General features: G+C 71.1%; 11 protein-coding genes. 2 read left to right on the top strand and 9 right to left on the bottom strand.

What is annotated here, in order from left to right; all coding sequences use genetic code 11:
- Nucleotides 1–90: 90 nt before the first annotated feature.
- The 4 genes from ACIBUY_RS01025 to ACIBUY_RS01040 form a co-directional block, all read right to left on the bottom strand.
- Nucleotides 91–738, bottom strand: a complete 648-nt coding sequence (locus ACIBUY_RS01025) for an HAD family hydrolase (protein ID WP_399151308.1) — start codon at nt 736–738, stop codon at nt 91–93.
- Nucleotides 739–772: 34 nt separating this feature from the next.
- Nucleotides 773–2,395, bottom strand: a complete 1,623-nt coding sequence (locus ACIBUY_RS01030) for a BCCT family transporter (protein WP_399152138.1) — start codon at nt 2,393–2,395, stop codon at nt 773–775.
- Between the two features lie 132 nt (nt 2,396–2,527).
- Nucleotides 2,528–3,802, bottom strand: coding sequence for a M14 family metallocarboxypeptidase (locus tag ACIBUY_RS01035; RefSeq protein ID WP_399151309.1), 1,275 nt, complete (start codon nt 3,800–3,802; stop codon nt 2,528–2,530).
- Nucleotides 3,799–5,766: a Xaa-Pro dipeptidyl-peptidase gene (locus ACIBUY_RS01040; protein ID WP_399151310.1), complete on the bottom strand. Its 1,968-nt coding sequence runs from the start codon at nt 5,764–5,766 to the stop codon at nt 3,799–3,801. The genes ACIBUY_RS01035 and ACIBUY_RS01040 overlap by 4 nt, the downstream gene beginning before the upstream one ends.
- A 210-nt stretch (nt 5,767–5,976) precedes the next feature.
- Here ACIBUY_RS01040 and ACIBUY_RS01045 point away from each other — a divergent pair, with 210 nt between their 5' ends.
- Nucleotides 5,977–7,452, top strand: coding sequence for a M1 family metallopeptidase (locus tag ACIBUY_RS01045; protein WP_399151311.1), 1,476 nt, complete (start codon nt 5,977–5,979; stop codon nt 7,450–7,452).
- On the opposite strand, the gene ACIBUY_RS01050 is transcribed toward ACIBUY_RS01045, so the two are convergent.
- Nucleotides 7,437–8,276: an oxygenase MpaB family protein gene (locus ACIBUY_RS01050; RefSeq protein ID WP_399151312.1), complete on the bottom strand. Its 840-nt coding sequence runs from the start codon at nt 8,274–8,276 to the stop codon at nt 7,437–7,439. The genes ACIBUY_RS01045 and ACIBUY_RS01050 overlap by 16 nt on opposite strands.
- Nucleotides 8,277–8,404: 128 nt before the next feature.
- Here ACIBUY_RS01050 and ACIBUY_RS01055 point away from each other — a divergent pair, with 128 nt between their 5' ends.
- Complete coding sequence (locus tag ACIBUY_RS01055) at nt 8,405–9,280, top strand: oxygenase MpaB family protein (protein WP_365562106.1); 876 nt, start codon at nt 8,405–8,407, stop codon at nt 9,278–9,280.
- Here ACIBUY_RS01055 and ACIBUY_RS01060 read toward each other — a convergent pair.
- The 4 genes from ACIBUY_RS01060 to ACIBUY_RS01075 form a co-directional block, all read right to left on the bottom strand.
- Complete coding sequence (locus ACIBUY_RS01060) at nt 9,277–9,561, bottom strand: hypothetical protein (RefSeq protein ID WP_365562103.1); 285 nt, start codon at nt 9,559–9,561, stop codon at nt 9,277–9,279. The two genes, ACIBUY_RS01055 and ACIBUY_RS01060, sit on opposite strands and share 4 nt — an antisense overlap.
- A 62-nt stretch (nt 9,562–9,623) precedes the next feature.
- Nucleotides 9,624–10,103 carry a macro domain-containing protein gene (locus ACIBUY_RS01065; protein ID WP_365562100.1) on the bottom strand — a complete coding sequence of 160 codons (480 nt, stop codon included), beginning with the start codon at nt 10,101–10,103 and terminating at the stop codon, nt 9,624–9,626.
- A 40-nt stretch (nt 10,104–10,143) separates the two neighbouring features.
- A complete protein-coding gene (locus ACIBUY_RS01070; RefSeq protein ID WP_399151313.1) occupies nt 10,144–11,616 on the bottom strand; it encodes an amino acid permease in 1,473 nt (490 codons plus the stop codon).
- Between the two features lie 192 nt (nt 11,617–11,808).
- The gene (locus tag ACIBUY_RS01075; protein ID WP_399151314.1) at nt 11,809–13,602 is read right to left on the bottom strand and encodes an AMP-dependent synthetase/ligase; all 1,794 of its coding nucleotides are present in this window, start codon (nt 13,600–13,602) and stop codon (nt 11,809–11,811) included.
- Nucleotide 13,603 lies beyond the last annotated feature (1 nt).

Consider the following 13,603-nt stretch of genomic DNA (forward strand, 5'->3'; position numbering starts at 1 on the left):
AGAGGGCGAAGGCAGGGCAGAGGGCGAAGGCGGGACAGGGGGCAAGGGGCACGCTGGGGACGAGTGGAGTCCACGTCCCTCAAGCCCCGTTCACCCCTGGCCCGATCCCACCACCAGCCCGATCGCCGTCGCCGCGTCAGCGGCCACGCGCGTCGGCGTGAAGTCCCGCTCCGCCCAGGAGCGGCCTCGGGACACCCACACCGTCCGTACCCCGAGCGCCCCCGCTCCCCCGACATCCGCCGGGGCCGAGTCCCCCACCATCCACGCCGCCCGCAGGGAGCGTCCCGCAGCCGCCGCGTGGAAGATCTCGGGGGCCGGCTTCTTGTGGCCCACGGCCTCGGAGATCACCCAGCTGTCGACCAGGAGGTCCAGGCCGGTGCGGCGGATCTTCACGGTCTGCTGGTGCGTTCGGCCGTTGGTGACGATGACCGGGGTCCAGCCGGCGGCGCGCGCTTCGAGCAGTGCCGCACGGACCGTGTCGTCCAGCGTGACCCGGTCCGCCGCACCGCGGTCGAGGACCTCGTGGATCGCGGCAAGCGGGACTCGATCGCCGTAGCGCCGGGTCATGGCCCGGGCGACGTCCGGTCGCGGCCGGTATCCGTCGTCGTCCACCGCCATGATCCAGGCCAAGTCGCCCGCCGGGAGCCCGTGTTCGGCCAGGAACGTCGTCATCGCGGAGCGGAACGCGGCGTCCCGGTCGATCAGTGTGTTGTCGAGGTCCAGCAGCAGCAGGGGCATGGCCCGGAGTAGACCATGCCCCTTGCGCGCAGCCTCAGTGGTGTCCGATCGGGTCGCCCTCCGTCTCGGGCCCGTCGCCGGGGCCGATGCGGATCTCGAACTCGCCGCCGTACTGCTCGTGTCCGGCGACCACCGCCGCCTCCACGACTTCCGCGCCCATGTGGCCGCGGACGATCAGCGGATCCTGGCGCAGGTCCCGCATGAGGGACACGCACATGCCGATCATGACCAGGGTGAAGGGCGCCGCGACGAGGATGGTGAGGTTCTGCAGGCCGGTGAGCGCATTGCCGGAGCCGTTGCCGATCATGAGCATCACGGCGGCCACCGCGCCCGTCACCACACCCCAGAAGATGACGACGAACCGGCCGGGTTCGAGCGCGCCCTTCTGCGACAGCGTGCCCATGACGATCGAGGCGGCGTCCGCACCGGAGACGAAGAAGATGCCGACCAGGACCATGACGAGCAGGCTCGACGCGGTCGCGATCGGGAACTCGTGCAGGACGCCGAAGAGTTGGGCCTCCGGCGTGGTGGCGCCGGCCAGCTGGCCGTGCTCCTTCATCTTCATCGCCGTACCGCCGAAGATCGCGAACCAGACCAGGCTGACCGTGGACGGGACCAGGATGACGCCGCCGACGAACTGACGGATGGTACGGCCGCGGCTGATGCGTGCGATGAACATGCCGACGAACGGCGTCCAGGAGATCCACCACGCCCAGTAGAAGACCGTCCAGCTGCCGAGCCAGTCGGCGACGCCCTTGCCGCTGGACGCCTCGGTGCGGCCGATGAGTTGGGGCAGGTCGCCGAGGTAGGCGCCGATGGAGGTGGGGAGCAGGTCGAGGACGATGATCGTGGGCCCGGCGATGAAGACGAAGACGGCCAGGATCAGCGCGAGCACCATGTTGATGTTCGACAGCCACTGGATGCCCTTCTCCACCCCGGAGACGGCGGAGGCCACGAACGCCACGGTCAGCACCGCGATGATGGACACGAGCAGCGCCGTGCTCGCCTTGTCCATCCAGTTCAGGACCTCGAAGCCGGAGCCGATCTGCAGCGCGCCGAGGCCGAGCGAGGCCGCGGAGCCGAAGAGCGTGGCGAAGATGGCGAGGATGTCGATGACCCGGCCCCAGGCCCCGTGCGCGTGCTTCTCGCCGATCAGCGGGACGAAGACGGAGGAGATGGTCTGGCGCCTGCGGCGGCGGAAGGTGGAGTAGGCGATGGCGAGGCCGACCACCGCGTAGATCGCCCACGGGTGCAGCGTCCAGTGGAAGAGGGTGGTCGCCATGGCGGTCTCCATGGCCTCGGCGGCGTCGGCCGGGTCGGTGCCCGGCGGGGGCGTGCCGAAGTGCGCGAGGGGCTCGCTGACGCCGTAGAACATCAGGCCGATGCCCATGCCGGCGCTGAACATCATCGCGACCCAGGACACCGTGCGGAACTCGGGGTCCTCGCCCTCCGCCCCCAGGGTGATCTTGCCGTAGCGGCTGATGGCCAGCCACAGCGCGAAGACGACGAAGCCGGTGGCGGCGAGCATGAAGGCCCAACCGCCGTTGTGGATCAGCCCTTTGAGCGCCTTGGTGGAGACGCTCTCCAGGTTGTCGGTGGCGACGGAGCCCCAGACCACGAAGGCCAGGGTGAGCACGGCGGTCACGCCGAACACGATCCGGTCCGTGGCGGGACTCCGGCCGCCGTTGGCGCCCTCGGCGGGCTCTTCGGAGCCGGGCGCGTCGCTGGGTGGTTTTTGAGGGGTTGTCACGGTTTACGGCCTACCACACCCGACGCGTCCGGGCCGTGCTCAACAGCTGGTGTCGGGCGCCCCTTCCGTCAAGTGGTAGGGCGCGCGGGCGTCGAGCAGCAGCGCGACGAGGGCCCGCTCGGACTGGCGCAGCGACACGTACGCCCCGTCACCCGTCCTGCGTACGGTGATGCCGTGCAGCGCCAACTCGTCCTTGTACGCGGCGAATTGGTCCGCGGTGAGGCGGTAGCCGCAGGGCGGGTCCTGGATGATCTCGGCGGGTTCGGCCGGGTCGTTGTCGGCGCCGCCCACGTAGATCGGTCCGGTGTCGCGGAATCCGGCGACGCGGGCGGCGCTCGTGGCGGCCTCGATCTTCCCGAGCCGCTCGCCGGTGAAGCGGAACAGGCCGCCGAGTGCGGTGAGTTGGGAGTCGCGGCGGCGCCGGTTGTTCAGCGCCGGGTCGGCCTCCTCCGCCGGGGTGCCGGGGTCGACGCGGCTCTCGATGAGCAGGCCGAGGGCGTGTTTGACCCCGGACATGTTGCGCAGGATGCGCTCCTGGCCGTCGCCCGCGGTCTGCTTGATGGGGTCGCCGGTGACGGGATCGGTCCAGATGCCGTACGTGCCCGTGGTGTACCCGGAGGCGTTCGCCGCCGGGCGGACGTACCCCTCGGACAGCGTCTCGGCCTCGTCGTGCACGGCCGGGGCCGTGTTGAGGTTGCGCGGCCAGAGGTCGAAGAGGTCCTTGTCGTAGTACTTGGGGGTGGCCCCGTACTCGTGCAGGTCGTAGATGACGTCGGGTTTGCGGTCCCGTACGACGGCCGCCATGGCGCGGGCCTCGGCGGTCTGCAGGGCGAGGTGGTCGCGGTTGATGTCGATGCCGTCGGAGTTGCCGCGGGTGTCGGCGGCGCGGCCGTCGGGGTTCGCGGTGGGGACGACGAGCAGGGTCGTACGGGCGAGGAAGCGCCGGGTCGCCTCGTCCTTGGCGTACGCGAGGTCCCGGATCTTGGTGAGACACGCCTCGCGGCCCGAGGGTTCGTCGCCGTGCTGGCTGCAGATCAGCAGCACCGTGCTCGCGGTGCGGTGCTCGCCGATCCGCACCAGTTGCACCGGGCGGCCCTGCTTCGTCGTACCGATGCGGGAGACGGAGACACGGTCGGACGCCTTGTCGACGGTGGCGAGGAGCTGTTGTTCCTCGGGCTGCGAGGTCCAGCGGGCGCCGCCGGTCTGCTCGAAGCCGGTGCGCGGCGATGTGGTGGCGCCCGCCTGGGCGGGTGCCGTGATCGCGAGGGCGGCCACGGCGGTGGCGAGGACGAGGGTGCGCTTGCGCGGGTTCATCGGGTGCTGCCTCCCGGGACGGGGCGGTCCTGACGGAACGTGCTCAAGCCGTCCGCCGCGTACGCGTACGCGGCGGCGACGCCGGATCCGGAGGTGGCGGCCGCGAACGCGGCGGCGCCACCGACGACGGGGACGCGGGCCACGGTGCGGGCCAGGTCGAGGGTGAGGGTCGGCCTGGTGGACGCGGGGACGATCAGGCCCTTGTCCGTGCCCGCGACGATCAGCGCGAGCCGGTGCCCCTTGGGCACGACGTGGTCGCTCGCGGCGAGTGAGAGCGTGAGGGTGTACGACTTGCCGGGGGTGAGGGGACGACCCTTGTCCGGGTTCGCATAGGTGCCGAGGTCGGCCCAACCGCGGCTGAAGACCGTCGAGTTGACGTCGGCGGTCGCGGTCCGCGTGTTCTTGAAGCAGGCGCTGTCACCGGTGGTGCTCGCGCCCCAGCAGCTGCGGTCGGGCAGCGTCGTGATGCCCTCGCCCGCGCCCGTGTAGTCGCGGACGGTGGCCGGTCCGAGGTCGACGAGGACGGCGCTCAGGTGGGCGCTGGTGGTGGTCGGCGTCGCGGTGACCGTCACCTTCGAGGAGCCGGACAGGCGCAGGTCCTTGCCGAGCGGGCGGCTGATGAACCCGGCCTTGCCCGGCGTCGACGCATCGATCTGCGCGGCCCAGTCGGTCTCGGCCAGGGCCGGGTCGTCGGTGAACGTCTCGGTGCCGCGGCCGGGCTCAAGACCAAGGGTGCCGACGCCCGCGGCGCTGCCCTCGGCGGGGCGCAGCGCGGTCGTGGCGGTCGCGGCCGGGGGCCAGACGCGGTCGGTGGTCCAGTGGTCGGGGGTGCGCTCGATGTCGGCCGTCGGCTCGCGGTCGATGCCGTTGTCGTAGCCGAGGAGTTCGTGGTCGAACCAGCGGTGCAGGGTGTCGACCCAGGCGCCGCGGCGGTAGTCGAACGGGTCGACGTGGCCGGTCTGCGACAGCCAGATCTTGCGGTCGACGCCGTTCTTCGCGAGGGCGTCCCACCACTGGCCGAAGTGCTTGGCGCGGACGTTGAGGTCCTGCATGCCGTGGACGACGAAGACGCTGGCCCGCACCTTGCGGGCGTCCTTGACGTAGTCGCGCTCCTGCCACAGGGCTGTCCGGTCGCCGGTGCGCGGGGCGCCGTCGACCAGGTGTTTCTGCACGGCGGCACAGCGGGCTCGGGCCTCGGGGCTCTCGACGCCGTTGGCCAGGCCGTCGGGGCCCGAGCCGAAGAGTGCGGCGCCCTGCTGGAAGTAGTAGTCGTACCAGGAGGAGATGCCGCCGATCGGGACGATGGTCTTCAGGCCTTCGACGCCGGTCGCGGCGACTCCGTTGGCGATGGTGCCGTCGTAGCTCTTGCCGATCATGCCGGTGCGGCCGTTGGACCAGGAGGCCTTGGCGCGTGCGGTGCCGGTGCGGGTGGTGTAGCCCTTGGCGCGGCCGTTCAGCCAGTCGACGACGGCCTTGGCGGACTGGATGTCGGAGGGTCCGCCGATGTCGACGCAGCCGTCGGAGCGGTTGGTCCCGGCGAGGTCGACGGCGACGAAGGCGTAGCCGCGGGGCACGAAGTAGTTGTCGTAGAAGAGCGGCATCTGGACGACGTTGCCGTTCGCGTCGTACGTCTTCTTCTGGCTCTCGTTGCCGCGCCCGCAGCAGGAGTAGTACGGGCTGGCGTCCATGATCACGGGTATCTTGCGGCCCTGTGCGGCGGGTTCGTGCGGGCGGACGATGTCGACGGCGACCCGGTCGGTGCGCCCGTCGCCGTCCCCGTCGAGGCGGGTGTCGACCCACACCGACTCGCGGACCGCGTTCTCGTACGAGTAGACGGGCTCCGACGCGCGGGGGGCGGAGGCCGCGTGGGCGGTGGGTGCGACGAGAACCGCGAGCAGGGCAGCGGTGACCGCGGCCGCGAACATTCCCCAGAGGCGGTGCGTGCGTCTGGCAGGTATCGGCATGGCCGGAAGGTACACGGGTCAACTCCCTCGCGACAGGGGGCAGTAGTGGGCTGCGACAGGCCAGGACAGGCGCATGGGGCGGAAAGGCACATGTCGGCCGAATGGCGATCGTGTGACAAGAGAGGCCATGGACATGACCGGGGCGCGGGGTGCTGAATAGGCTCGCGGACGAGATCAACCCTCGTCTTGTTCCTACGACTTGGAGCTTCCGTGTACCGCAGACTCATCGCCCCCGGCGCACTCGCGGCCGCCCTGCTGCTGGCGATCCCGGCATCGGCCGCCGACTTCCGGCCTGGGGCCTCGGGCATCGGCGACCCCTACTACCCGACGTACGGGAACGGCGGCTACGACGTCTCCCACTACGACCTGCGTCTGAAGTACCAGCCGAAGACGGACCTGTTGGAGGGCACGGCGACGATCCTCGCCTCCTCCACCGAGGACCTGTCGCGCTTCAACCTCGACTTCGGGCTGACCGCGAGCGAGGTACGAGTGAACGGCAAGAAGGCGAAGTTCGCCACGTCAGGGGTGCAGGAGCTGGAGGTGACGCCCGCGGCCGGGCTGCCGAAGGGCACGCCCTTCACCGTCGTGGTGAAGTACGCGGGCAAGCCGACCGACGTGAAGCTGTGGGGCTTCACGTCCCCGCAGCGCACCCCGGACGGCGCCGTCTTCGCCAACGAGCCGGAGTCGGCGGCCTGGTGGTTCCCGTCGAACGACCACCCGCTCGACAAGGCGACCTACGACGTGTCGGTGGCCGTCCCCGACGGCACGCAGGCGATCTCCAACGGCACGCTGCAGTCGCAGAGTTCGAAGCTGGGCTGGACCCGCTTCAACTGGCGTTCCAGCCACCCGCAGGCCACGTACCTGGCGACGCTGGCGATCGGCAGGTTCGACATCACGACGGACACGACCGCGGACGGCGTGCCGGTCGTCAACGCGTACAGCAAGGACCTCGGCGCGAACGAGGGCGCGGCGAAGGCGAGTGTGGAGCGCACCACCGAGGTCGCCGAGTGGCTCGAGTCGGTGTACGGGAAGTACCCCTTCGAGGCGCTCGGCGGATACGTGCCGAACGTGCCGTCGCACTTCGCCCTGGAGACGCAGACCCGGCCGTTCTACAGCCCGGCGCAGTTCGCGAACGGCTCCAACGTGTCCGTGGTCGTGCACGAGTTGGCGCACCAGTGGTACGGCGACAGCGTCTCCGTCGACGGCTGGAAGGACATCTGGATCAACGAGGGCTTCGCCCGCTACAGCCAGTGGCTGTGGTCGGAGAAGGAGGGCGAGGGCACGGCCCAGGAGCTCGCCGACTACGTGTACGCGCAGCACCCGGCGGACGACGCGTTCTGGAAGGTGAAGCCGGGCGACCCGGGGGCGGAGAACCAGTTCGACGCCGCGGTCTACGACCGGGGGGCCGTCGCGATCCAGGCGCTGCGCAACGCGGTCGGTGAGAAGAAGTTCTTCAAGATCCTCAAGGGCTGGCCGACGCAGCACGCGTACGGCAACGCGAAGGTCTCCGACTTCGTGTCGTACGCCGAGAAGGTCTCGGGCAAGCCGCTGGCGCCGCTGTTCGACACGTGGCTGTACCAGCCGGTGAAGCCGGCTCAGCCCGCGGTCCGTTCGGCGGCCGCGCCGAAGCAGCCCAAGTCGTGGAAGCAGATCGCCGCCACGAACGGGGTTCACGCGGAGCGCTGAGCCGCGGCGCGTGCCCGTCTCGCGAGCGGCAGATAGCGCAGGCGCTCCGGCAGGCGGGGTACGAGCAGGCGCACCGCCACCGCGCACCGGCGCAGTCTGCGCTCCTGCCGCGGGGTCCAGGGGAGGCCGATCGCCTCTCGGGCCTCCGGCGGGAGCAGGCCGACCGACAGGAAGGCGCTCGCGCGGGTGAGGGCGGGACGCAGCACGGGCCACAGCAGGCGCGGGACGAGGTGGTCCGGGGGCGGGACGGCGCGGTCGGGCGCCGTCAGCTCGTCGACGACGGTGTTCCGCCCGACCCCGCCGGCCAGCATCTTGCGGTAGTACGGCCAGAACTCCTCGGTGGTCTGCGGCATGTCCCGGTCGTGGATGCCGAGGATCCGCCCGACCTGCAGCCACTCCGCGTAGAACCGCTCGTCCTCGTCCGGGGTGAACGGGCGCGCGAAGTAGCGGCGGGCGTAGCGGGCCACGGGGTAGCCGGTGGCGTGGACCCAGGCGTAGTGGGCGGGGGTCAGCGCGTGGTAGCGGCGGCCGTGCGGGTCGGTGCCCCGGATGTCGCGGTGGACGCGGCGCAGGCGGCGGCCCTCCTCGGCGGCGCGCTCTCCTCCGTAGACCCACGTCAGGACCGAGGTGAGGGAGCGCTGTCCGCGGCCCCACGGGTCGGTCCGGAAGACGGAGTGGTCGTCGACGCCGGCGCCGACGGCGGGGTGCGCGACCTGCAGGACGAACGCGGCGGGCAGGGCGAGCAGCGAGCGGACGTCGCCCGCGGTCTCCCAGAGGATGCCGCCGGTCGGGGGCGGCGGTGGATCGGCGTCGTTCTGCTTCATGCCGCTTCCTGTGGGGCGTACGGGGCCGGTGTTCTCTGCGGTACGTATGCCCCAGTATGCGCCGCCGCGGTGGCCGGTCTTCGCCGCCGCCTCTCGAAAGTACGACCGAAGTGCGCTAGACCCTGGCCATGGGCCGTTACAGCAGACTGCGCGAGATACGCCGGATGGATCCCGAGCGGGACTACGAACGGATCCACAAGCTCATCGCCCAGTACGAGTTCCCGTGGGACTACAACCAGGGCATCGGGGTGGCGTTCCTGCGCGACTACGGGGTGCCGAGGATCTCCCGGCTCCTCGACCGCACGCAGGAGTTCGAGAAGGCCGGGCAGAAGCGGTACGACGACACGGTCCTGTTCGCGTTCGAGATGACCGAGGACGGCTTCGACTCGGAGCGCGGGCGGGCGGCGGCGCGGCACCTCAACCGGGTGCACGGCCGCTACGACATCGCGAACGAGGACTTCCGCTACGTCCTCGCGACCACGGTCGTCGGTCCCAAGCGCTGGATCGACGCGTACGGGTGGCGGCCGTTGTGCGCGAACGAGACGCGGGCGCTGGCGCTGGTGGGGCACCGGATGGGTCTGATGATGGGGATCCGGGACGTGCCGCGCTCGTACGCCGACTTCGAGAAGCTGATGGACGACTACGAGCGGGAGATGTTCGCCTACGATCCGGCCAACCGGCGGGTGGCGACGGCGACGTTCCGCGTGATCGCGTCCTGGTATCCGGGTCCGCTGCGGCCCCTGATCGCCCGGTTCTCCCTCGCCCTGCTGGACGAGCCGCTGCTGCGGGCGCTCGGCTACCGGCCGCAGCCGCGGTGGGTGCGGGCGCTGTCGGTACGGGTGCTGCGGGCGCGCTCGGCGTTCGTACGGCTGCTGCCGCCGCGCCCCGCCCGCCGGCCGCGCCTGCCCAAGCCGCGCACCTACCCGTTCGGCTACGTCCTCGACGACCTGGGCCCGCACTGGGCACACACCCGCCCGCTGCCCGCACTGCCGGACGAGGGCTAGACCTGCTCTCCCCCGTGGCGCTTGGCCAGGTCCGAGGCGAGTTCGGAGACGCGGGTGCACAGGTCGGTGACGGCGGCTGCGTGCCGGGGGTCGGCCGGGGTGTGGTGCGTCGGCACGACATGGGCCCGCAGTCGCGGGGGCGCGGGCGGCGCCTCCGGTGGGGCCGAGCCCGCCGCGCGGGGCCGCCGCCGCGCGGAGGTCACGAGGGCCGTCGCCAACGCGGCCGCGAGTACGGCCAGTTGACCCGTCTTGCGATGGACGTGCAACGGAACCAGGGCCATGCCTGTGTCCTACCCGGATGGCACCGCGCCGCAACGCGCGACGGACCCGACTCCGGCGCCGCTCAGCCGTCGTGGTCGTACACGGTCACGGATATCCCGCGCGCGACGAGCTGCTCGGCGACGAGCGGTTCGACACGGGCCCACTTCCCTCCGGCGAGACCGCAGCCGATGCGGGGCATGTGGACGGAGGCGCCGAGTCCGGCCGCCTTGGCCGCCACGGTCTCAAGCCCCTTGCCGATCGCCTCGTAGCGCACGGGTACGCCCTTGCTGCCGGTGCGGATGCCGCGCTGGCCGATCACGTTCGCTATCCACAGGTACGGCTCGACCTGCACGAACTGGACGGCGCCGAGCCCGAAGTCGTTCGCCGCGCGTTCGCGGTGCCACCGGCGGTACTCCTTCTCCGGTGCGGGCCAGCGCCGCGACAGGGCGAGGACGAAGCCCTTGCCCCAGCCCCCGATGTCGTTGCAGACATGGACGATCAGCCGCGGTCCCTTGCCCAACGGAACGGTGGCGTCACCCCGGACATACGTGATCTCCGACATGACGCCACCGTAGGGGCAGGCACTGACAGCGGGGCCGGGGCTAGTCCCCCTGGGTCACCTTCGTCAGTTCGGCGTCCGCCTGGCGGGCGATCTTGCGGCGGGCGCCGAACCAGCCGGCGACCAGGAGCACCGCGACGACCGGGATCAGCATCAGGGTCTTGCGGCCGGTCTCCTCGTCGTTCCACATCAGGCCGAGGACCAGGAGCAGGAAGACGATCGTGACGATCTCCGTGACCGGGGACCACGGGAGGCGGAAGGCGGGGCGCTGGACCAGGCCCTGGTTGGCACGGCGGACGAAGGCCAGGTGGGCGACCATGATCATCACCCAGGTGCCGATGATGCCGATCGAGGAGACCTCGATGACGATCTCGAACGCGTCGTGCGGGAGCAGGTAGTTCAGGCCGACGCCGAGGACGCCGACGCCCGCCGTGAGCAGGATGCCGCCGTAGGGGACCTGGCTCTTGTTCATCCTGGCCGTGAACTTCGGGGCGGAGCCCGACATCGCCATCGAGCGCAGGATGCGGCCGGTGGAGTAGAGGCCGGAGTTGAGCGACGACATGGCCGCGGTCAGCACGACCAGGTTCATGATGTCGCCGATGCCGCCGACGCCGAGCTTGGAGAACAGCGTCACGAACGGGCTCTCGTTCGACGAGTACACCGAGGAGGGCAGCAGCAGCGCCAGGAGCAGCACCGAGCCGCAGTAGAACAGGCCGACACGCCACATGATCGAGTTCACCGCACGCGGCACGACCTTGTGCGGCTCGGCCGTCTCGCCCGCGGCGACGCCGACCAGCTCCAGGGCGGCGTACGCGAAGACGACGCCCTGCATGACGAGGACGACGGACATCGTGCCGCCCGGCATCCAGCCGCCGCCCTCCGTGATCATGTGCAGGCCTGGTGTCTGCCCGTCGATCGGGTGCTGCGTGGCGACCAGGAAGATGCCCACGAACAGGAAGGCGACGAGCGTCGCCACCTTGATGATCGCGAACCAGAACTCCATCTCGCCGAAGTACTTCACCGAGATGAGGTTCACGCCGAGCACGACCGCGAGGGCGATCAGCGCGAGCACCCACTGCGGGATGGTCGTGAAAGCGCTCCAGTACTGCGTGTACAGCGCGATGGCCGTGATGTCCGCGATGCCCGTCATCGACCAGTTGAGGAAGTACATCCAACCGGCGACGTAGGCGCCCTTCTCGCCGAGGAATTCACGCGCGTACGAGACGAACGAACCCGAGGACGGGCGGTACACGACCATCTCGCCGAGCGCGCGCACGACCAGGTACGCGAAGACTCCGCAGATGAGGTACGCGAAGACGAGCGCGGGGCCCGCCGAGTGGAGGCGGCCGCCGGCACCGAGGAAGAGTCCGGTGCCGATCGCGCCACCGATCGCGATCATGTTGACGTGGCGGGCCTTGAGGTCCTTGCTGTAACCGGCGTCGCCCGCGTCGGCGGGCGTCTGGGCCGCATCCGTGGGGGATGCGTCCAGGGCCGTGTTGACGGCGTCCTTGCTCACGTGGGGGTGTCCACTCTGTGGTGCCCGGCGACGCGCGGGTCACCGGGGTCCGGATGTGCTGCGGCCCGCGACACCCCTGACAGTGCGCGGACCGACTGTGCACCTTCCCCCAAAGATCACGACGAATGCGGTGGTGGAGATCACATAGCGGTTCTTCTCACATGGCGGGACTGCTCTGTACAGGCGGACGGGTCAGGCGTATAAGGCGGCGAGTTCGTCCGCGTACCGCTCGCGGATCACGGCGCGGCGCAGCTTCAGGGACGGGGTCAACTCGCCCGTCTCCGGGCCCCATTCGCCGGTCAGGACCCGGTAGCGCTTGATCTGCTCGGTGTGGTTCAGGCGGGAGTTGGCGGTCTCGACGGCGCGGGCGATCTCGTCCCGGAGGGCGTGGTCGTCGCTGCCGTGGCGCTCGGTCCAGGCGGCGGTCGTCTCGGCATCCAGGACGAGCAGCGCCACCAGGTAGGAGTGGCCGTCGCCGTGGGCGAAGGCCTGGCCGATCAGGGGGTGCTCCTTGAGCGTGTTCTCGACGAGCGCGGGCGAGACGTTCTTGCCCGTCGACGTGACGATCATTTCCTTCTTGCGGTCGGTGAGCCACAGGTAGCCGTCGGCGTCGAGGCGGCCGATGTCCCCGGTCGCGAACCAGCCGTCCGCGTCGTGCGCCGCGTCCACTCCCCCGTCGGCCCGCAGATAGCCGTCGCACACGGTCCCGCCGCGCACGAGGATCTCGCCGTCCGCGGCGACCCGGACCTCGACGCCGTCGATCGGCCGCCCGACCGAGCCGAGGCGGAACGCCCCCGGGTGGTTCGTCGTGGCGACCCCGGTCGTCTCCGTGAGCCCCCAGGCGTCCATGATCGCGATGCCGAACCCGGCCCAGAACCGGACGACCTCGAGCAGCATCGGCGCGGACGCGCTCGCGGTCCACACGAGCCGCTCGAACCCGGCGAGGGACAGGATCGGGTCGAGGACCTGCTCCTTCGCCTCCTGGTACGCCGAGGAGAGCTCCGGCGTCGGCTCCTCGCCGCGCTCCTGGCAGGCCACCCACGCGCGGGCGACGTCCCCGGCGTCGGCGACGGCCTTCTGCTGCGCGTCCGGCAACCGCGTCAGGGCGGCCCGCACCGCGGCGGCGAGCTTCTCCCACACGCGCGGGACGCCGAAGAACTGCGCGGGGTGCAGCTCGCGCACGGTCGCCGCGACCGCCGTCGGGTCCGCACACAGGTGGACGTGCGAGGCGCGGAACACCGGCAGGTAGATGCCGAGCATGCGCTCCGCGATGTGCGCGAAGGGGAGGTAGCAGACGTGTTCCACGTGGGCAGGGAGCTCGACGACCGCGTCGAGGGCGAGCGCGTTGCGCACGACGTTGCCGTGCGTGATGCGGACGCCCTTGGGGTCGCCCGTCGTGCCGGACGTGTAGACGACCGTGAGCGGATCGTCGGGCGCGCTCTCGCGCCAGGTCTTCTCGAAGGCGTCCGGGCGGAACAGGCGGGCGCCCGACGCGTGCAGTGACCCGTACGTCGCGTGCGGCCCGGCGGCGGCCGCGTCGGCGACCACGAGCCGCTCCAGCGGGGTGTCCCGGTCCGCCAACAGGGGCTCCCACAGGGCGAGTTCGCGTTCCCCCTCGACCAGGGCGAGGCGGGCGCGGCTGTGCCGGGCGATGTGGGTGATCTGTTCGGGGGCGGCCGTGCCGTAGACGGTGACGGGGACGGCGCCGAGGTGGGTGAGCGCGAGATCGGTGAGCCAGTGCTCGGGCCGGTTGCCCAGCATCATGAGGACGTGGTCGCCGCGCTCGACGCCGAGCGCCGCGTACCCGGCGGCGAGGACGCCCACCGTGCGGCGGACCTCGCGCCAGGTCCGGGTGGTCCAGGCGGTGTCGGGCCCGGTGCGCCAGGACAGGGCGGGCAGGTCGCCGTGGTCCTCGGCGTTGCGCAGCAGCAGGGCGGGGAGGGTGAGTTCGCCGGGTTCCCCGGGGAGTCGCAGGATCGTGGTCATG

The sequence above is a fragment of the Streptomyces sp. NPDC050085 genome (assembly GCF_044460595.1).
Lineage (GTDB): Bacteria > Actinomycetota > Actinomycetes > Streptomycetales > Streptomycetaceae > Streptomyces.

Coding starts and splice junctions, on each gene's coding strand:
- ACIBUY_RS01060 (WP_365562103.1), bottom strand. CDS start 9,561: ATGGCCCTGGTTCCGTTGCACGTCCATCGCAAGACGGGTCAACTGGCC.
- ACIBUY_RS01035 (WP_399151309.1), bottom strand. CDS start 3,802: ATGAACCCGCGCAAGCGCACCCTCGTCCTCGCCACCGCCGTGGCCGCC.
- ACIBUY_RS01025 (WP_399151308.1), bottom strand. CDS start 738: ATGCCCCTGCTGCTGCTGGACCTCGACAACACACTGATCGACCGGGAC.
- ACIBUY_RS01040 (WP_399151310.1), bottom strand. CDS start 5,766: ATGCCGATACCTGCCAGACGCACGCACCGCCTCTGGGGAATGTTCGCG.
- ACIBUY_RS01050 (WP_399151312.1), bottom strand. CDS start 8,276: ATGAAGCAGAACGACGCCGATCCACCGCCGCCCCCGACCGGCGGCATC.
- ACIBUY_RS01075 (WP_399151314.1), bottom strand. CDS start 13,602: ATGACCACGATCCTGCGACTCCCCGGGGAACCCGGCGAACTCACCCTC.
- ACIBUY_RS01055 (WP_365562106.1), top strand. CDS start 8,405: ATGGGCCGTTACAGCAGACTGCGCGAGATACGCCGGATGGATCCCGAG.
- ACIBUY_RS01065 (WP_365562100.1), bottom strand. CDS start 10,103: ATGTCGGAGATCACGTATGTCCGGGGTGACGCCACCGTTCCGTTGGGC.